The organism is Sodalis sp. RH24 (assembly GCF_047324145.1).
Classification (GTDB): Bacteria; Pseudomonadota; Gammaproteobacteria; order Enterobacterales; family Enterobacteriaceae; genus Acerihabitans.
Genome location: NZ_CP178729.1, coordinates 938,948 through 957,388, shown reverse-complemented (window position 1 = coordinate 957,388; position 18,441 = coordinate 938,948). Strand labels below are relative to the sequence as shown.

The 18,441-nt window shown below is 61.2% G+C and carries 16 protein-coding genes; 9 read left to right on the top strand and 7 right to left on the bottom strand.

Features of this window, described 5'->3' with window-relative positions; translation table 11 throughout:
• Positions 1 to 102 precede the first annotated feature (102 nt).
• Positions 103 to 1,005: a LysR family transcriptional regulator gene (locus tag ACL2XG_RS04270; RefSeq protein ID WP_410015192.1), complete on the top strand. Its 903-nt coding sequence runs from the start codon at positions 103 to 105 to the stop codon at positions 1,003 to 1,005.
• A 1,037-nt stretch (positions 1,006 to 2,042) separates the two neighbouring features.
• On the opposite strand, the gene fabI is transcribed toward ACL2XG_RS04270, so the two are convergent.
• The 7 genes from fabI to pspF form a co-directional block, all read right to left on the bottom strand.
• Positions 2,043 to 2,831, bottom strand: a complete 789-nt coding sequence (gene fabI, locus ACL2XG_RS04265) for an enoyl-ACP reductase FabI (RefSeq protein ID WP_410015191.1) — start codon at positions 2,829 to 2,831, stop codon at positions 2,043 to 2,045.
• Between the two features lie 183 nt (positions 2,832 to 3,014).
• On the bottom strand, positions 3,015 to 3,827 hold the full coding sequence (sapF, locus tag ACL2XG_RS04260) for a putrescine export ABC transporter ATP-binding protein SapF (RefSeq protein ID WP_410015190.1): 813 nt from the start codon (positions 3,825 to 3,827) through the stop codon (positions 3,015 to 3,017).
• A 2-nt stretch (positions 3,828 to 3,829) separates the two neighbouring features.
• The gene (gene sapD / locus ACL2XG_RS04255; protein WP_410015189.1) at positions 3,830 to 4,822 is read right to left on the bottom strand and encodes a putrescine export ABC transporter ATP-binding protein SapD; all 993 of its coding nucleotides are present in this window, start codon (positions 4,820 to 4,822) and stop codon (positions 3,830 to 3,832) included.
• Positions 4,822 to 5,712, bottom strand: coding sequence for a putrescine export ABC transporter permease SapC (gene sapC, locus ACL2XG_RS04250; RefSeq protein ID WP_410015188.1), 891 nt, complete (start codon positions 5,710 to 5,712; stop codon positions 4,822 to 4,824). Before sapC ends, sapD begins: the two co-directional genes overlap by 1 nt.
• A complete protein-coding gene (gene sapB, locus ACL2XG_RS04245) occupies positions 5,699 to 6,664 on the bottom strand; it encodes a putrescine export ABC transporter permease SapB (protein ID WP_410015187.1) in 966 nt (321 codons plus the stop codon). The genes sapC and sapB overlap by 14 nt, the downstream gene beginning before the upstream one ends.
• Positions 6,661 to 8,280, bottom strand: a complete 1,620-nt coding sequence (gene sapA / locus ACL2XG_RS04240; RefSeq protein WP_413723439.1) for an ABC transporter substrate-binding protein SapA — start codon at positions 8,278 to 8,280, stop codon at positions 6,661 to 6,663. Before sapA ends, sapB begins: the two co-directional genes overlap by 4 nt.
• 386 nt (positions 8,281 to 8,666) lie before the next feature.
• Positions 8,667 to 9,662: a phage shock protein operon transcriptional activator gene (gene pspF / locus ACL2XG_RS04235; RefSeq protein ID WP_410015186.1), complete on the bottom strand. Its 996-nt coding sequence runs from the start codon at positions 9,660 to 9,662 to the stop codon at positions 8,667 to 8,669.
• Between the two features lie 184 nt (positions 9,663 to 9,846).
• Between pspF and pspA the strand changes: the two genes are divergently transcribed.
• The 8 genes from pspA to ycjG all read left to right on the top strand — a co-directional run bounded on the left by pspA (position 9,847) and on the right by ycjG (position 17,584).
• Positions 9,847 to 10,512: a phage shock protein PspA gene (gene pspA, locus ACL2XG_RS04230; protein ID WP_413722801.1), complete on the top strand. Its 666-nt coding sequence runs from the start codon at positions 9,847 to 9,849 to the stop codon at positions 10,510 to 10,512.
• Between the two features lie 33 nt (positions 10,513 to 10,545).
• Positions 10,546 to 10,767, top strand: a complete 222-nt coding sequence (gene pspB / locus ACL2XG_RS04225) for an envelope stress response membrane protein PspB (protein WP_410016551.1) — start codon at positions 10,546 to 10,548, stop codon at positions 10,765 to 10,767.
• 1 nt (position 10,768) lies between these two features.
• Positions 10,769 to 11,128 carry an envelope stress response membrane protein PspC gene (gene pspC, locus ACL2XG_RS04220; protein ID WP_410015184.1) on the top strand — a complete coding sequence of 120 codons (360 nt, stop codon included), beginning with the start codon at positions 10,769 to 10,771 and terminating at the stop codon, positions 11,126 to 11,128.
• Positions 11,129 to 11,285: 157 nt separating this feature from the next.
• On the top strand, positions 11,286 to 12,197 hold the full coding sequence (locus ACL2XG_RS04215; RefSeq protein WP_413722802.1) for an SDR family oxidoreductase: 912 nt from the start codon (positions 11,286 to 11,288) through the stop codon (positions 12,195 to 12,197).
• A gap of 150 nt (positions 12,198 to 12,347) precedes the next feature.
• Positions 12,348 to 13,745 carry a YcjX family protein gene (locus tag ACL2XG_RS04210; protein ID WP_413722803.1) on the top strand — a complete coding sequence of 466 codons (1,398 nt, stop codon included), beginning with the start codon at positions 12,348 to 12,350 and terminating at the stop codon, positions 13,743 to 13,745.
• A complete protein-coding gene (locus ACL2XG_RS04205) occupies positions 13,742 to 14,809 on the top strand; it encodes a YcjF family protein (protein ID WP_413722804.1) in 1,068 nt (355 codons plus the stop codon). The genes ACL2XG_RS04210 and ACL2XG_RS04205 overlap by 4 nt, the downstream gene beginning before the upstream one ends.
• Before the next feature lie 139 nt (positions 14,810 to 14,948).
• A complete protein-coding gene (gene tyrR, locus ACL2XG_RS04200) occupies positions 14,949 to 16,520 on the top strand; it encodes a transcriptional regulator TyrR (protein ID WP_413722805.1) in 1,572 nt (523 codons plus the stop codon).
• Between the two features lie 95 nt (positions 16,521 to 16,615).
• On the top strand, positions 16,616 to 17,584 hold the full coding sequence (gene ycjG / locus ACL2XG_RS04195) for an L-Ala-D/L-Glu epimerase (RefSeq protein ID WP_413722806.1): 969 nt from the start codon (positions 16,616 to 16,618) through the stop codon (positions 17,582 to 17,584).
• Positions 17,585 to 18,441: the final 857 nt, after the last annotated feature.

Here is an 18,441-nt window from a genome sequence, read left to right as displayed (position 1 = left end):
GGTGCTATTGCCGGAGGCGGGCCGCCGGCGTGGCCTGTTCCGGCATGGCATCGGGCGCGATGATGTTATACTGTTTTCCTGCGCCCCCGCCAGTCAGAATCTATGGATATTAAACAGCTTATCTATTTATGTAACCTTGAGCGTGAACGCCATTTCGGCCGCGCCGCCGAGGCCAGTTTTGTCAGCCAGCCCACGCTGTCCGCCCGTCTGAAAAATCTGGAGCGTGAATTGGGCGTGGCCCTGATCCACCGCGGCAACAGTTTTCAGGGCTTTACCGCCGAGGGGGAGCGGGTGCTGACATGGGCGCGGGAAATCGTGTCGGTGTACCAGGGGCTGAAGCTGGACGTGGAGTCTCTTAAGCAGGGGCTGGAGGGGACGTTGCGTATCGGTATCGTGCCGCAGTGCGGTATTCCGCTGGCGCAGCTGCTGTATGATGCGCGTCTGAAGTATCCCGCGCTGGAGTTCCAGGTGACGGTGCTGAGCGCCGATCCGTTGCTGGAGGCGCTGACCAATCATAGCGTGGATATTGGGATTGGATTTTTTGAACTGGGGCTGCTGGCCGAGCTGCATTATCAGGTGGCCGCCATTGCCGATCGCGGCGTTGAGCTGGTATTCCATCCACGGCATTTTCCGCAGTTGGCCGAGGGGCGTACCCTGACCCTTGCGGAGGTGGCGGCGTTGCCATTGTGTTTGGCCGAGCCGAGTCGTTATTTCCGGCGTTATCTTGACGAGCATTTTCGCGCCGGCGGGCTGCGTCCGCATATCCGGCTGGAGAGCGCGTCGATTTTCCAGTTGTTGCAGGGGGTGTTCGCCGGCTTGGGCTGCGGGATGATGCCGCGCGGGCATTTGTTGCCGGGGATGACGCCTGAGTTGCGTTCGGCCCTGATAAGCCTGCCGGCGATGAAGCGCCAGAGCGCGATTGTGATTACGGAGGCCGGGCGGGCGACGCCGCTGGCGAGGACGTTGTTTGAATTTGCGCGGGAGTGGCTGGCGCAACGCAATTAGGGCACGGTGGTGGGGGTGTCGCTGGCGGCTTGCGGCCGGGCTTTATGGTAGTCAGGTGAGGATTTCGCTTGCCATGCGTTCGGTTGATCTATATATCGCCGGGTGCCGGCAAGCGACAAAAAGGGTGGTGCGCGCCACCCTTTTTGATTTCCCCGCGTCCGGCAGATCGTGCGCCGCTGCGCGGTCCCCGGCAGCGCCGTATCCCGGCTATTGGACCGCCTGGTAGCGCTCCCGGCGCAACCGGGCTTTCGCCGCTCCCGGCGGCTTATCCAGCCGAGATGTGCGCTGCCGGCGCACTCTATGCCGGCACAACGTCAACACCATCGCCTGTTGGCAAAATAGCGCTTTGAGGTTATATGGGGTATGCACCTACCGGGAAAAAACAGTTCTGATTTTACCCAATCGCCAGGGGCAGGATATTAATTCCCAACGGCTAAATGCCAATATCCAATAGCTAAGAACTAAGAACTAAGAACTAAGAACTAAGAACTAAGAACTAAGGACTAAGAACTAAGAGGTGGGTGCTGAGTGCTAAGAGGTGAATATTTATGTCTCACTTGTGGGCCTGATATTTCGCTATGCTAATGGCCTTTCATAATAGTTAACCGTATCTTGACGCCCGATCCGATCCTAAGCAACAGCGCTGCTATCGCTTCTTAATGTGCATTGCCAACAGCGACGCAGGTCCCGGCATAAAGCGCGCTGACGTTGCCTGTGACCCCGGCATGAGCCGCCGGGAGCGGCGAAAGGCCCGGTTGCGCTGGGAGCGCAAACCGGGCCGGTGCATAACGGGGGCATGGGTGACGGAAGGCATCGCGCAGCGACGCGCGACCTGCCGGGCGCGCGGAGGTCAAGGAGGCCGTCGCGAAACGGCCGCCTTGTCGCTTGCCGGCACCCGGCGTTACATATACAGCTCAACGCATGGCAAGCGAAACCCTCGCCGGGGCGACATAAACCTTACAAGCACGCCGCCAGCGACCCCTCGCACGAGGCGACACAAACCTTACGGCATGCCATGCCATAGAATGGGCCTGGTTTTATTCGGCGTCGAGTTCGCCCATGGCGGCGATGCTGAAACCGCCGTCCACGTGGATCACTTCACCGGTGATGCCTGAGGAGAGATCGGAGCACAGGAACGCGGCGGTATTGCCCACGTCCTCAATGGTGACCACGCGGCGGATCGGCGTGACCGATTCGCAGTGGGCCAGCATTTTCTTGAAGTTTTTAATGCCGGATGCCGCGAGGGTGCGGATGGGGCCGGCGGATATGGCGTTGACGCGGATGCCCTGCGGGCCCATGGCATTGGCCATATAACGGGTGTTGGCTTCCAGGGATGCCTTGGCCAGTCCCATGACGTTGTAGTTGGGAATGGCGCGTTCGGCACCCAGGTAGGTGAGGGTCACCAGCGCGGAATTCGGGTTCAGCATAGGGCGGCAGGCTTTCGCCATGGCGACAAAGCTGTAGGAACTGATATCGTGGGCGATGGCGAAGCCTTCGCGGGTGACGGCGTTGACATAGTCGCCGTCCAGCTGGTCGCCGGGGGCAAAGGCGATGGCGTGCACAAAACCGTCAAAATTTGGCCATACGTTGGCCAGCTCGGCAAACAGCGCCTCGATGCTGGCGTCTTCGGCCACGTCGCAGGGCAGTACGATGCTGGAGCCGAGTTCGGCGGCAAAACCTTCCACCCGCGACTTCAGCTTGTCGTTCTGGTAAGTGAACGCCAGTTCGGCGCCTTCACGGTGCATCGCCTGAGCGATACCGAATGCGATAGAACGGGTGCTGGCCACGCCAGTGACCAGAATGCGCTTACCGGTAAGAAAACCCATAGCATTAATCCTTGTGATCATTATTACATGCGCGCGCCGCGTCTTTATGGCATGACGCCGGCGACGCTGCGTTTCGACGTTGATAAACCGGCGAAGTGTAACATATATCGCCGGGGGAGGTGTAGACCCCGCCGGTGCCAGCGTGACGTGACGCGCCCCGGCGTGCGCAGGCCAGGTGCGCGATCAGGCGATAACCCCGTCGCGCCGCCAGGCGTCGGCGGTCAGCGCTTCGCCGAAATGGCTGGTTATCAGGCGTTTGGTCAGGTCATGGAGCGGCGCGGCCAAAACATCGGCGGTATTGCCGCGTTCCACCACCTCGCCGTTTTGCATCACCATAATCTGGTCGCTGATATGCTTCATCATACCCAGATGCTGGGTAACATAAATATAGGCGATGCCGTGTTTGGCCTGCAGTTCCAGCATCAGGTTGATGATTTGCGAGCGCATCGACATATCAAGCGAAGCCAGGGCCTCGTCCGCCACGATAACCTTAGGCTGCAGGATCAGCGCCCGCGCCAGGCCAACGCGCTGTTTTTGCCCCGGCGCCAGCATATGCGGGTAATAAAACGCGTGATCGGGACGCAGACCAACCTGGCGCAGGGTTTTGTCTATGGCGCGCTCGCGCTCGGACGCGGGAAGATCGGTATTCAGCCGCAGCGGCACGTCAAGCAGTTGCCCGATACGCTGCCGGGGATTGAGGGCGTTGCTGGCGTCCTGGAAAATCATACGGATGCGTTGGCTGCGGTAGCGGTAATCGCCGAAGGTCAGGGGGTGATCGTCGATAAACAGCTCGCCAGCGGTGGGCGCCAGCGTGCCGGCCAGCATTTTGGCAAGCGTCGATTTTCCGGAGCCGTTTTCGCCGATAATCGCCAGCGTCTGGCCCTCGCGCAGGATAAAGCTGATGGGTTTAACCGCCTCGACCTGATGGCGGGTAAAGAGTCCGGTGCGATAGCGGAAGGTTTTAGTCAGGTTGCGCGCTTCCAGCAGGGTTTCCATGCTTATTGCCCCTCCATGTTGAGCGGAAAATGGCAGGCGAACCAATGGTTTTTCACCGGCACCAGGGGCGGCATTTGGATACAGGTTTTCTGGGCGTAGGGACAGCGCGGCCCCAGGCGGCAGCCGATGGGCAGGTTTTCCAGGGACGGTATGCCGCCGGGCAGGGTGTTCAGCCGGCTTTTAGGCGGCATGGAGCGGCCGAAATCGGGGATGGCGCGCATCAGCGCCTGGGTATAGGGATGATGCGGCGCGGCGATCAGCTCCTCGCAGGTGGCGCTTTCCACCGTCTGGCCGCAGTACAGCACGTTGATCCGGTTGGCCCATTTGCTCATCATCTGAATATCATGGCTTATCAGCAGGATGGTGGTGTTGTTATTCTGGTTCAGCCCCGCCAGCAGGCGGAATATCTGCGCCTGGGTGGTGGGCTCCATGGCGTTGGTCGGCTCGTCGGCAATCAGCAGCCTGGGCTGGTTGGCCAGGGCGATGGCGATCATGACCTTCTGGCATTCCCCCTCCGTCAGCTCGTAGGGGTAGCTGCCCATGATATCCTTGTGATCCTTGATGCCGACCCGGTGCAGCAGCTCGATGGCGCGGCGTTTGCGCCAGCCGGGCCGTCGCCACCAGGTGCCTTTATAGGTCCAGCCCGGTACGGCCTGGCTCAGCTGGCGGCCAATGGTTTCCGAGGGGTCGAGGCAGGACTGCGGCTCCTGGAAAATCATCGAGACGTTATGTCCGACCAGCCGCCGGCGCTGGCGCGGCGTCAACTGCAACAGGTCGATATCGTCAAAACGGAACCGGTCCGCCGTGACGCGCCAGTTATCCTTGGTGACGCCGCAGATGGCTTTGGCAATCAGGCTCTTGCCGGAGCCGGACTCGCCCACCAGGCCGCGCACCTCGCCCTCCGTCAGGGTAAAACTCACCCGGTCGACGGCTTTGACAGGCCCTTCGGCGGTCATGAATTCAATGGTTAAATTACGGATATCCAGTAACGGCATTATTCCACCCCCGAGATCATGGCGCGGCGCAGACCGTCGCCCACGATATTGACGATCAGCACGCTGGCCATGATGGCGCCGCCCGGCAGCATCACCGTCCAGGGGGCGACATAGACCAGTTCCAGGGTATCGCCCATCATCGCGCCCCATTCCGGGGAGGGCAGTTGGGCGCCGAGGTCGAGAAATCCCAGCGCGGCGATATCGAGTATCGCCATCGACAGGCAGCGGGTAAATTCAGATACCAGGACGCTGGCGATATTCGGCAGCACCGCGTAGCGCAGGATATGCATCATCGACGCGCCGTCGATGCGCACCGCCAGCACGTACTCCTTGTCCAGTTCGTCATGCACCGCGTCATAGACCGTGCGCACGACGCGCGGCAACAGGGCCAGCCATACCGCCAGCATCGCATGCTCCAGCCTGGGGCCGAGAAACGCCACCACCACGATGGCCAGCAGCAGCGAAGGAATCGACAGCAAGGTGTCCAGCACATGATTGAGCACCGCCGAGCGCAGGCCGCGGGTGATGCCCGCCAGCACGCCGAGCGTGACGCCAAATACCGAGGCGGCGATGGTCACCACCAGCGCCGAGCCGAAGGTGGGCGCGGTGCCGGTCAGCAGACGGCTTAACACGTCGCGCCCCAGGTCATCGGTGCCGAGGAAAAACGACACATCGCCATAACGCGACCAGGACGGCGGCAGCAGTTGGTAGCCGAGAAACTGCTGATCGAGCGCGTAGGGCGCCGCCACCGTACCAAACAGGCATAATAACAGCAGGGCGAGAAACCCATAGAAGCCGATCATCGACAGGGCGTCATGATAAAATATGCGCCAGATATGGCGCAGCGGGCTGGGCATGCGTTTTTCGCGGTAAATATTATCTGAGAGCATACCATTCCTTATGGCGCAGCGGGTTCGCCAGCGCGCCTACCACGTCGGCCAGCACATTGACGCAGATAACCAGCGTCCCCACCACCATCACCCCGGCCGAGATGGCGGCGTAATCCTGCTGGCGGATGGCGTTGACCAGCCAGCGCCCAAGACCCGGCCAGCTGAATACCACCTCGGTTATCATCGCCAGGGTCAGCATGGTGGAAAACTGCAGGCCCAGCTTGGGAATAATCGGCGGCAGCGCGTTATGCAGGACGTGGCGGCGAATAATGGTGAACAGGGTCAGCCCGCGGGTCGCCGCCGCTTTGACATAATTGCTGCCGAACACGTCGGCGGTGCTGACCCGCATCAGCCGGATGACCTCGGTGGTGGGCGCCACCGCCAGGGCGGTGATAGGCAAGACCATGTGCCGCAGGGCGCTGGTCAGCATTTCATGGCGGTAGGGGGAATCGGACAGCCACGCGTCGAGCAGGGCGAAACCGGTGACCGGCCTGACCTGGTAAAGCAGGTCGTAACGCCCGGAAACCGGCAGCCAGCCAAGGTGCAGGGCAAAAAACAGCGTCAGCAGCAGGGCCAGCCAGAACACCGGCATCGACAGACCCAGGAGCGCGAAAACGCTGATGCCCGCATCCTGCCATTTATTACGCGTTACGCCGGCGATAATGCCGAGCGGAATACCCACCATCAGCGCCAGGATAAACGCCAGGATGCACAGCTCAAGCGTCGCCGGGAACACGTCGCGCAGCTGTTCGCCGATGGGCTGGCCGTTAATGCTCGACACGCCGAAATTCCCGTGCAGCAGGCTGTTGAAATAATAGAGATAGGCGTCGGTCAGCGCCGCGCCGCCAAGCGGCGCGTGCGGGGTAAAATAGCTCAGGCTGAAGGCGACCAGCGTCAGCAGGATCAGGGTGATCAGCAGCAGCACCAGCCGGCGCAGGGTAAAGATAATCATGGTTTCTTTTCCTCGTTATCTTCCCGGTATACCCCGGCAAAGGAAGCGTTGCCGAAGGGGCTGAGCACCAGTCCCTTGATATCATAGCGATAAGCCTGCAGGCGCAGTGAAGACGCCAGCGGCAGCACCGGCAGCTCCTGCTCCAGCATTTTCTGCACGTTGCGATAGGTGTCCATCCGTCCCGACAGTTGCTGCGACAGCAGCGCCGCGCGCAGCAAATTATCAAACTGCGGCTGGCACCAGTGCGCGTAGTTGGTTTGGGAGCGAATGGCGGCGCAACTGAGCAGCGGCCGGAAGAAACTGTCCGGATCGTTACTGTCGGTAGACCAGCCGGCCAGGGTCAGGTCATGATTGTTGGCCATCAGCCGCGCTTCCTGGAACCGGCCCTCCACCGGCACGATGGTAAGCGTAATGCCTACCTGCGCCAAATCGGCCTGGATCAGCTCGGCGGTTTTCAGCGGACTGGGGTTATAGGACTGCGAGGCGGTCGGCACCCATAAACTCATCTCCAGGCGCTCTTTGCCCAGGGAGTGCAGGATCGCGCGCGCCTTATCCGGGTCATATTCAGTCACCTTGGCATCGTTGTCGTAAGCCCAGGAGGCGCGGGGCAAAATCGAGGCCGCGGTCTCCGCGGTGCCGTAATAAATCGATTGCATCAGGCGCTGGTTGTTGATGGACAGCGCGATGGCATGGCGCACCCGCGCATCGTCCAGCGGCGGTTTGGCGGTGTTGAACGCCAGGTAGGCGATATTCATCCCCGGGCGCAGCGTCAGGCGCAGGCGCGGATCGTCGCGCAGGATGGTCAGCTGGCTGGCGGCCGGATACGCCAGCACGTCGCATTCGCCGGTTAACAGTTTAGACAACCGGCCGATGCCGCCGGCCCCCAGGTCGATGACCACCTGCGCCATGCGCGGCAGGCCTTTCCAGTAATGGTCGTTGCGTACCAGGCGGATATACTGGCCCGCCCGGTATTCGTTCAGCATAAAAGGACCGGTGCCCACCGGCTGGCGGTCGATTTGCTCCTGGCGGCCGGCTTTGCTCAGCTGTTCGGCGTACTCCTGTGACAGCACCGGGGCGTAGTGGGTGGCGATATGCCACAGGAACGAGGCGTCCGGCGCGTTCAGGCGGAACTCCACCGTATCGTTATCCAGCTTCACCACGCTGTGCACCGAGTCGGGGAACTGCAGGCTGTCGAAGTAGGGATAAGCGCCGCCGTTGATGTCATGATAAGGATGGCGCTGGTCGAACATGCGCGCAAAGCTGAATACCACGTCGTCGGCGTTCAGCACGCGGGTCGGGGTAAACCAGGCGGTATGCTGGAAGGGCACGTTTTTGCGCAGGTGGAAGCGATAGGTGGCGCCGTTATCCAGCACTTCCCAGCTTTGCGCCAGCTCCGGTATCAGCCGGTAGGTGTAGGGGTCCACGGCCAGCAGGCGATCGTAGAGCTGGGCGGAAAGGGTATCCACCGTTAATCCGCTGCTGGCCATCTGGGGATTAAAGGTGTTCAGCAGTCCGTTGACGCAATAAACAAAACCGCTCTGACGTATATCCGGCGGCGCCGCCGCGGCGAACTGGCCGCCCAGCGTCAATAAGAGCGCCCACGGCAGTAACCGCAGGGACACCCTATGCCGGCGCCACGCGCGCCGCCATGCCGGCACAAAACACGCCTGCCAGGAAAACCATTTAATTCGCATATACGACTTACATCTCATGGGGCAATGATCCCAGTTTACCTTACTCTGCCTTGACACCCAATTCATGGCGCGAATATAGCTGACGCAACGGGTTAAAAAGCGCCAAGGCGGCGAAAAGAACCCCAATAATAGTATGGTAATGAGAATAATTATCAACAAAATGCTTTACAGACGATAGTGATAACTATTATCATCGTTTTGCTGTCAACCGACAGGCCTCGTTTGCCGGTTGTCAGCACGACATTGCTCACATTGCTTCCAGTATTATTTTAGCCAGCTTGGGTGCTGGCTTTTTTTTTGCCTGATCGTTACTCCCCGCCGCCCACCCTGATGCCGTGTTTTTTCATCATGCCGCGCAGCTGGTGATAGGTCAGCGCCAGCAGGTCCGCTGCCTGGCGCTGGTTATAACGGGCTTGCGCCAGGGCGCGCTCCACCCATAGTCGCTCCTGCTGATCCAGGGTGCGCTTCAAATCCAGCGGCAGGGACGCCGGTTCGTCCGCCGCCGGGACGGCCGTCTCCGCCGGCGGCGTTACCGACGCAAACGGATCCAGCAGGATGGCGTCCAGCGGCCGTTCGGTGGTGTCATGGCGGTAAATAGATCGCTCGACGACGTTTTTCAGTTCGCGCACATTGCCCGGCCAGCCATAATCCAGCAGGGTGCGGCGCGCACGGGCGGTAAAGCCGGGGAACAGGGGCAGCCCTATTTCCCGGCACATCTGGATGGCGAAATGCTCGGCCATCACCATGATATCCTGCGGCCGTTCGCGCAGCGGGGGCAGCGCCACCACGTCGAACGCCAGCCTGTCCAGCAGATCGGCGCGAAAGCCGCCCGTTTTCGCCAGGCGGGGCAGGTCGGCGTTGGTGGCGCAGACCAGCCGCACATCCACCTGCAGCGGCCGGCTGCCGCCGACGCGTTCCAGCTCGCCGTATTCAATCACCCGCAGCAATTTTTCCTGCACCATCATGGGCGCGGTGGCCAGTTCATCAAGAAACAGGGTACCGCCGTCGGCGCGTTCAAAACGCCCCTGGTGACGTTTTTGCGCGCCGGTAAACGCCCCGGCTTCATGGCCGAATAATTCCGAATCCAGCAGGTTTTCATTGAGCGCGGCGCAGTTCAGGGAGATAAACGGGCCTTGCCAGCGCGGCGACAGGTAGTGCAGCCGCCGGGCAATCAGCTCTTTGCCGGTGCCCCGTTCGCCTATCACCAGCACCGGCTTGGTCAGGCGCGCCAAGCGGGACACCTGCTCCAGCACCTCGAGGAAATTATTGGATTGCCCCAGCAGATTATCATGGGTCTCGGTCATGGTTAATTTCGCCAATAATTGGTAATAATATTCACTATAACTGACGCATCGGCGCCGTCAATTTTAAAAGTTATTTTAAATCAATAAATTAAATTATCAGCGCTCTTGGCACGGTAATTGTAATGATAGGGTGGTGAAGGATGACGACATCTTTCGGCCATGACTGTTTATAGAGGATCAAGCTATGGGTATTTTTTCTCGTTTTACCGATATTGTGAATGCCAACATCAACGCACTGTTGGATAAAGCGGAAGATCCGGAAAAACTGGTGCGCCTGATGATCCAGGAAATGGAAGACACCCTGGTCGAGGTACGCACCACTTCCGCTCAGGCGCTGGCGGAAAAGAAACAATTGCTGCGGCGCATCGACCAGGCTGAAACCCAGCAGGCCGACTGGCAGGGCAAAGCCGAGCTTGCGCTGGCCAAAGACAAAGAAGATCTGGCGCGCGCCGCGCTGATGGAAAAACAGCGCCTGACGACCATTATCGCCACCCTGCGCCAGGATGTTGCGGTTATCGAGGAAACCCTCGATCGCATGAAACGCGAAATCGGCGAGCTGGAAAATAAGCTCGCGGAAACCCGCGCCCGCCAGAAAACCCTGACACTGCGCCACCAGGCCGCGGCCTCGTCGCGCGATATCCGCCGCCAGCTGGACAGCGGCAAGATTGATGAGGCCATGGCCCGCTTCGAGCAGTTTGAGCGGCGCATCGATCATATGGAAGCGGAAGCGGAAAGCGTCGGTTTCGGCAAGCAGAAATCGCTGGACCAGCAGTTCGCCGAATTACGGGCGGATGATGAAATCAGCGCCCAGCTGGCGGCGCTGAAGGCCAAAATGAACCAAAGCGAATAATAAAAGCCACTTAAAGGAGCCATCATGGAAGCCGTGTCGATTGTGCTTGCCATTCCGCTGACCATTTTCATCCTGTTCGTGGCGCCGATATGGCTGTGGCTGCATTACAACAGCCGCCGCAGGCAGGGTTCGGCATTGCAGGCGCAGGACAGCCGCCGCCTGGCCGAACTCAACGCACAGGCGGCGCGCATGCAGGCGCGCATCCGGGCGCTGGAAGATATACTGGATGCCGAACACCCCAACTGGAGGCAATGATATGGCTCAACCTTTTAAACAGCCGCTTTACCTCAGGCCGGAAGAAGGCATGTTCAAAGGCGTCTGCGCCGGGGTGGCGCATTATCTGGACGTACCGGTGAAACTGGTGCGCATTATCGTGGTGCTGTCGATGTTCTTCGGCCTGTTTTTGCTGACCCTCGCCGCCTATGCCATCCTGGCCTACTGGCTCGAGCCGGCGCCGGCTGACGAAGCGCCGGCCGGCCGCTCGCGCATGCCGCCGGCCCAGCAGATCGAACTGCTGGAATTGCAGTTGCAGGACAGCGAGCAGCAACTGCGCGAGGTAGAGCGTTACGTCACCTCCGACACCTTCGGCGTGCGCAATCGCTTTCGCCAGCTGTAACGCCTTGCCGGCACTGCATGTCATGCCAAGGCGCGAAAGGGATGGCGTGCCGGGGGATACCGCGATCCTGTTACTCTTTATACTAGGATAAAGCCACTACTTTTATCGCCCGGACTTTAGGAGAATACTTGCTGCACGACCACACAGGAGGTATTTCATGCGCGTATTTCTCACTGGCGCGACCGGCTTTATCGGCGCGCGCATTGTACCCGAACTGCTGGCGGCCGGACATCATGTCCTCGGCTTGACAAGATCCGACGCCGGCGCCCAAGCCCTGGAGGCGGCCGGCGCGCAAGCCCATCGCGGCGCCCTGGAAGATCTCGACAGCCTGCGCGCCGGGGCAGCCGCGGCCGACGCCGTTATCCATACCGCATTCGATCATGATTTCGCCCACTTCGCGGCGAACTGCGAAAAGGACCGGCGTGCCATCGCCGCCTTGGGCTGCGCGCTTAAAGGCACCGATCGCCCCCTTATCATTACCTCCGGTACCGGCATGGGCGATGCCGGCCACGGCCAGCCCGCGACGGAGGATGTCTTTAACGCCAACCATCCCAATCCGCGCGTGGCGTCCGAGCTGGCGGGCCATGCGCTGCTCGAGGATGGGATAGACGTGCGCGTGGTGCGGCTTCCTCAGGTCCACGACACCGTTAAACAGGGGCTGATTACGCCCTTTATCGCCATCTCGCGTGAAAAGGGCGTGGCGGCCTATGTCGGCGACGGCGCCAACTGCTGGCCGGCGGCCCATGTGCTTGATGTGGCGAAGCTCTATGTGCTCGCCCTGGACAAGGGCAGCAGGGGCGCGCGCTATCATGCCGTGGCCGAAGAAGGGATACCGGCGCGCGACATCGCGCAATGGGTCGGCGCGGGACTTGGCGTGCCCGTGGTTTCGCTGTCGGGCGGGGACGCGGCACCGCATTTCGGCTGGTTCGCCATGTTCGCCGGCATGGATCTGCGGGCTTCAGGCGTTTGGACGCGCCGGCAGCTCGGGTGGGAGCCGACCGGCCCGTCGCTTATGGCGGATTTGCAGCACATGGACTACTCGGTTGGCGCGGCGCCGGCCCGGAGGTGAGCTCGCCCGTCCGGCATCGGCGGCGGAAATTTGTTTGTTAGGCCATTGGGCGACATAATAGACTTCTTTCAACCAGGAGGAATATATGTTCGCTCAGGCCACGGTGCGGTTTTTTTGCTTTTTTTATGCCCCTTACCCATTGAAAGCGTTATGAGCCGGCTGCAAAATGATCTCGGCGCGTTGCTGAACCGCGGCCTGGACCGCCATTTGCGCCTGGCGGTTACCGGACTGAGCCGCAGCGGCAAAACCGCGTTTATCACCTCCTTTGTCAATCAATTGCTGATGGTCAATAACGGCGCGCGCCTGCCGATGTTTTCGGCCGTGCGCGACGGCCGTTTGCTCGGGGCCAAGCGGGTGCCCCAGCGCCATCTGGGCATTTCGCGCTTTGTCTATGACGAGGGCATCGCCGCGTTGTACGGCACGCCGCCCGCCTGGCCGGTGCCGACGCGCGGCGTAAGCGAAATGCGCCTGGCGCTGCGCTATCGTTCACGCGACTCCCTCTGGCGCCATATCAAGGATACCGGCACGCTGTATCTGGAAATTGTCGATTACCCCGGCGAATGGCTGCTGGATTTGCCGATGCTGGAGCAGGACTTCCTGTCCTGGTCGCGGCAGATGCACGGCCTGCTGCAGGGCGATAGGGCGCAATGGGCGGCGCCGTGGCTGGCGAAGTGCGCCGCGCTTGACCCACTGGCGCCGGCCGATGAGCGCGCGCTGGCGGATATCGCCGGCGCCTATACCGATTACCTGCTGCACTGCAAGCGCCAGGGCCTGCACTTTATCCAGCCCGGGCGTTTTGTCCTGCCGGGCGATATGGCCGGCGCGCCGGCGCTGCAGTTTTTCCCCTGGCCCGATGTGACGGACGACGGCGAGGCACGGCTGGCACAGGCGGCAAAAACGTCCAATCTCGGCATGCTGCGCGCGCGATATCACTATTACTGCCAGGAAGTGGTCAAGGGCTTTTATAAGCAGCACTTTACCGGGTTCGATCGGCAAATCGTGCTGGTCGACTGCCTGCAGCCGCTAAACAGCGGCCCCCATGCCTTTAACGATATGCGCCTGGCCCTGACCCAATTGATGAGAAGCTTTCATTACGGCAAGCGCAGCCTGTACCGCCGTCTGTTTTCGCCTTGTATCGACAGGCTGATGTTTGCCGCCAGCAAGGCCGATCACGTCACCACCGATCAGCAGGCCAACCTGGTGTCGCTATTGCAGCAACTGGTACAGGACGCCTGGCAAAATGCCGCGTTCGAAGGCATCACCATGGACTGTGCGGGACTGGCCTCGGTGCAGGCCACGCAAAACGGCCTGGTCGATCATCAGGGCGGCGCCATTCCCGCCCTGAACGGACATCGTCTGGAAGACAACCAGCCGCTGACCTTTTATCCGGGCGACGTGCCGGCCCGTTTGCCGGGCGCCGCCTTCTGGCGCGAACAGGGATTCGCCTTCGAAAATTTCCGTCCGCGCGCCATGGACCCCGACCGGCCGCTGCCGCACATCCGCCTGGATGCGGTGATGGAGTTTTTATTGGGAGATAAACTACGATGAACGATCCCGTAAAGCCCCGTATCGATTTTCCACCACAGCCGGACAAGCCGCTGGCGCCGCCGGCGGAGCCCGCGCTGCGCGCCAAGCTCACCTTTGAGCAGTTACAGGATGCGCAGTTTCATCCGCTGACGCCGCCGGAGCAGGAGCAGGATGAGGAAGGGCGGGCGGAGCAACTGCTGGTCAACGCCCTGCGGCCGAAACGCAGTATCTGGCGCCGCATGGTCATTGCCGGCACCGGGCTGCTGGTCGTCAGCGCGGGGGCGCAGGGGGCGCTGTGGGCCGCGCGCGCCTGGCAGCAGCACGACTGGCTGGCGCTGGGCGGGCTGGGCGCCGGCGCCCTGTTTGTCCTGGCGGGCGCCGGGTCGCTGGCCACCGAATGGCGGCGGTTATATCGCCTGCGCCAACGGGCCGGGGAACGCGACCGGGCCGGGGAGCTGCTGCGCAGCCACGCGCTGGGCCAGGGTCGCGCGTTCTGCCTGCGCCTGGCCAGCCAGGCCGGAATTGACGATGCCCATCCTGCATTGCGGCGCTGGCAGGCGATGCTGCACGATACCCACAGCAATCGTGAAGTGGTTATGCTGTACGCCAAAATAGTGCAGCCGGTCATCGATGGCCGGGTGCGGGCGGAAATCAGCCGTTCCGCGGCCGAGTCCGCGCTGATGATCGCGGTCAGTCCGCTGGCCATCGTAGACATGGGGTTTATCGCCTGGCGCAATCTGCGGCTTATCAACCGGGTGGCGGCGCTGTATGGCATTGAAGTGGGGTATTTCAGCCGCATCCGGTTATTCCGGCTGGTATTGCTGAACATCGCCTTTGCCGGCGTCAGCGAATGGGTGCGCGAAGTGGGACTGGACTGGATGTCGCAGGACCTGACCGCGCGCCTCTCCGCCCGTGTTGCCCAGGGCATGGGCGCGGGCCTGCTGACCGCGCGCCTGGGCATCAAGGCCATGGAACTGTGTCGTCCGCTGCCCTGGATAGAGGGCGACAAACCGCGCCTGGGGGACTATAGGCGGGAAATTATCGGCCAGTTGAAAAGCCTGATGGAGCGTAAACCCGCCCCCTGATGCTCACGTCCGCTGCGCCGTGGCCCGCGCCGGGCGGAAAATTTTCCATCCTGGCAACTTTTTGTGACAGATGACTTCATCCCGGACGCGTCGCCACGTATTATGTAGCCAATATTGTCATCACGGGTAAGAGGCGTACATGCGTTTGGAAGTTATTTGTCAGGACCGCCTCGGTCTGGCCAGGGAATTGCTGGATTTACTGGTAGCGCGCGGTATCGATTTGCGCGGTATTGAAATCGACCCCAGCGGGCGGATCCATCTTAATCTGACTACGCTTGAAATCGACACCTTTCGGGCGCTGATGGCGGAAATCCGCCGCATCCCCGGCGTCTGCGACGTGCATACCGTCGCGTTTATGCCCTCCGAGCGCGAGCACCGCGCGCTGGAAGCCATCCTGGCCGCCATGCCGGAGCCGGTGCTGTCCATCGATCTTAAGGGCCGGGTGGAACTGGCTAACCCGGCCACGCTGGCCCTGTTCGGCCAACGCGCCGATCAACTGCACCAACAGCCGGTAAACCAGCTGATCGGCGGTTTTAACGTCGTGCGCTGGCTTGAGAGCGGCCGGCAGGCCGCCGAAAGCCTGCGGGTGGTGATCCAGGGCCAGGACTATCTGCTGGAAATCACCCCCGTTCAGCTGACCGGCGAAGACGGACAGCCCGCCACGGTGGGCGGGGTGATATTGCTGAAATCCGCCGTGCGCATGGGACGTCAGCTGCAGGAACACGCGCCGAACGATGATAGCGAATTCAGCCATATCATCGCCGTCAGCCAGGCCATGCGCCAAACCCTCGATCGCGCCAGACGGCTGGCGATGCTGGATGCGCCGCTGTTGATTACCGGCGAGACCGGCACCGGCAAGGATTTGCTGGCCCATGCCTGCCACCTGCGCAGCCGGCGCGGCAAACACCCGTTCCTGGCGCTGAACTGCGCCGCGTTGCCGGATGATGTGGCGGAGAGCGAATTGTTCGGCCACGCCGCCGGCGCCTATCCCAACGCCCTTGAGGGCAAAAAAGGCTTTTTTGAACAGGCCGGCGGCGGCTCGGTCTTGCTCGACGAAATTGGCGAGATGTCGCCGAGCATGCAAAACAAACTGCTGCGCTTTCTTAATGACGGCACGTTCCGCCGCGTGGGCGAGGATCGTGAAATGCACGTGGATGTGCGCGTCTACTGCGCCACCCAGAAAAACCTGCTGGAACTGGTCCATAAAGGACAGTTTCGCGAAGATCTTTATTATCGCCTGAACGTGCTGACGCTCAGCCTGCCGCCGCTGCGCGACCGGCCGGACGATATCATGCCGCTGGCCGCGCTGTTTATCGCCCAGTTCTGCGATGAGCAGGGCATCCCCCGCCCGCGGGTCGCGCCCGACCTGGCCGCTATGCTTAACCGCTACGCCTGGCCGGGCAATGTACGCCAGCTGAAAAATGTTTTAACCCGCGCCATGGCCCAGCTGGACGGGGACGAACTGCGCGTCGCCGATATTGATCTGCCGGATTTCGACCTGACGCAGCCCATGGCGGAGGAAATCCTCGACGGGTCCCTGGATGAGATCAGCAAACGCTTCGAACGTTCCGTGCTGACCCGCCTTTACCGAACCTATCCCAGCACGCGCAAACTGGCCAAACGCCTGGGCGTTTCCCATACCGCCATTGCCAATAAGCTGCGCGAATACGGCCTTAGCGCCAAAAAATCCGGCGAAGAGGGCGAAAGCTGACGCCCGCGCCGCGCCGCGTAAATATCTTCATGACCTTGTGTTTGCCGGCAGGGTTGTTTAGTTTTGATTTATTATTGCTTATCTAAGGGGTCACAATGAGAGTAATGCGTTTCTATCCGGAGGCATGGCCGCTGCATACGCCGTTTGTTATTGCGCGCGGCAGCCGTACCGAAGCCCGGGTAGTGGTGGTGGAGATAGAACAGGACGGCGTCCGGGGCATTGGCGAATGCACGCCTTATCCCCGCTATGGCGAAACTGAGCAGTCGGTCATGGAACAGCTCGCCGCCGTGGTTCATCCGGTGGAACAGGATATCACCCGCGACGTATTACAGCAGCTGTTACCGGCCGGCGCGGCGCGCAACGCCGTCGATTGCGCGCTCTGGGACCTGGAACGCCAGCTGGCCGGCCAAACCCTGGCGCAAAGGGCGGGCGTGGCGCTGCCGGCAACCATCGCCATGGCGCAAACGCTGAGCATCAACGATCCGGAGCGCATGGCCGAGGCGGCGCTGGGTTACTGGCAGGCGGGGGCGCGGCTGCTGAAAATCAAACTTGATGACCGGCTTATCACCGAGCGCATGGTGGCCATCCGCGCCGCTGTGCCGGACGCCACGCTGATTGTCGACGCCAACGAAGCCTGGCAACCGGAAGGGCTGGCGTCCCGCTGCCAGCTGCTGGCGGATTTGGGCGTGGCCATGCTTGAACAGCCGCTGCCCGCAGAGCAGGATGCCGCGCTGCAGCATTTTATCCATCCGCTGCCCATCTGCGCCGACGAAAGCTGCCACACCCGCCAGCAGTTGCCCGCATTACGGGATAATTATGAGATGATCAATATCAAGCTGGATAAAACCGGCGGCCTTACCGAAGCCCTGCTGCTGGCGCAACAGGCGCGGGAACAGGGTTTCGGCATTATGCTCGGCTGCATGCTGTGCACCTCGCGCGCTATCGCCGCCGCGTTGCCGCTGACGCCCGGGGCGCGGTTTATCGATCTCGACGGTCCGACCTGGCTGGCGCTGGATGCCGAACCGCACCTCAATTTCGGCTGCGGCTCCATCACCCTGGGCTAAAATGGCTTCGTCTGCCGTCCGCCGCTCTTTTCGCCAAAATTTGTAAGTGACCTCGCCAATCGTGGCGGGGGCGCTGGCGGCTGGCGGGGAGGCTTATTTAGTCGCGGCGGGGGCGCATTTGCGGATGGCAAAATGGCTTATGTGGCCGCGGCGGGGGTTTCATTTGCGGATGGCAAAATGGCCTATGTTGCCGCGGTGGGGGTTTCATATGCGGATGGCAAAACGGCTTATGTGGCCGCGGCAGGGGTTTCATTTGCGGATGGCAAAATGGCTTATGTTGCCGCGGCGGGGGGTCATTTGCGGAAGGCAAAATGGCCTATGTGGCCGCGGTGGGGGTTTCATTTGCGGAAGGCAAAATGGCTTATGTTGCACCAGTGGGGGTTTCGCTTGCCGTGCGTGAGGTGTTCATATGTATTGCCGGGCGCCGGCAAGCGACAAAGAGGCCGTACCGCGACGGCCTCCTTGACCTCCGCGCGTCCGGCAGATCGTGCGCCGCTGCGCGGTGCCCGGCATCACCCATCCCGGCTTGTGGACCGCCCGGTATGCGCTCCCGGCGCAAACCGGACTTTCGCCGCTCCCGGCGGCTCATCCAGCCGTGATGCGCGCTGCCGGCGCACTCTATGCCGGCACCACGTCAACACCATCGCCTGTGAGTAAAACCGCGTTTTGGGGTTCTTAGCGGTATGTGCTTACCGGGAAAGGTCTCAGTATTCATTTTGCGCTAAAGTGTACAGCCTGATGGTTAATGGCTAATGGCTAATGGTTGAAAGCGTAATGCTTACTGTTAAAACTTAAGCTTAAAGTTGAATGATGACTGCAAGACTGCAAGACTGCAAGACTGCAAGACTGCAAGACTG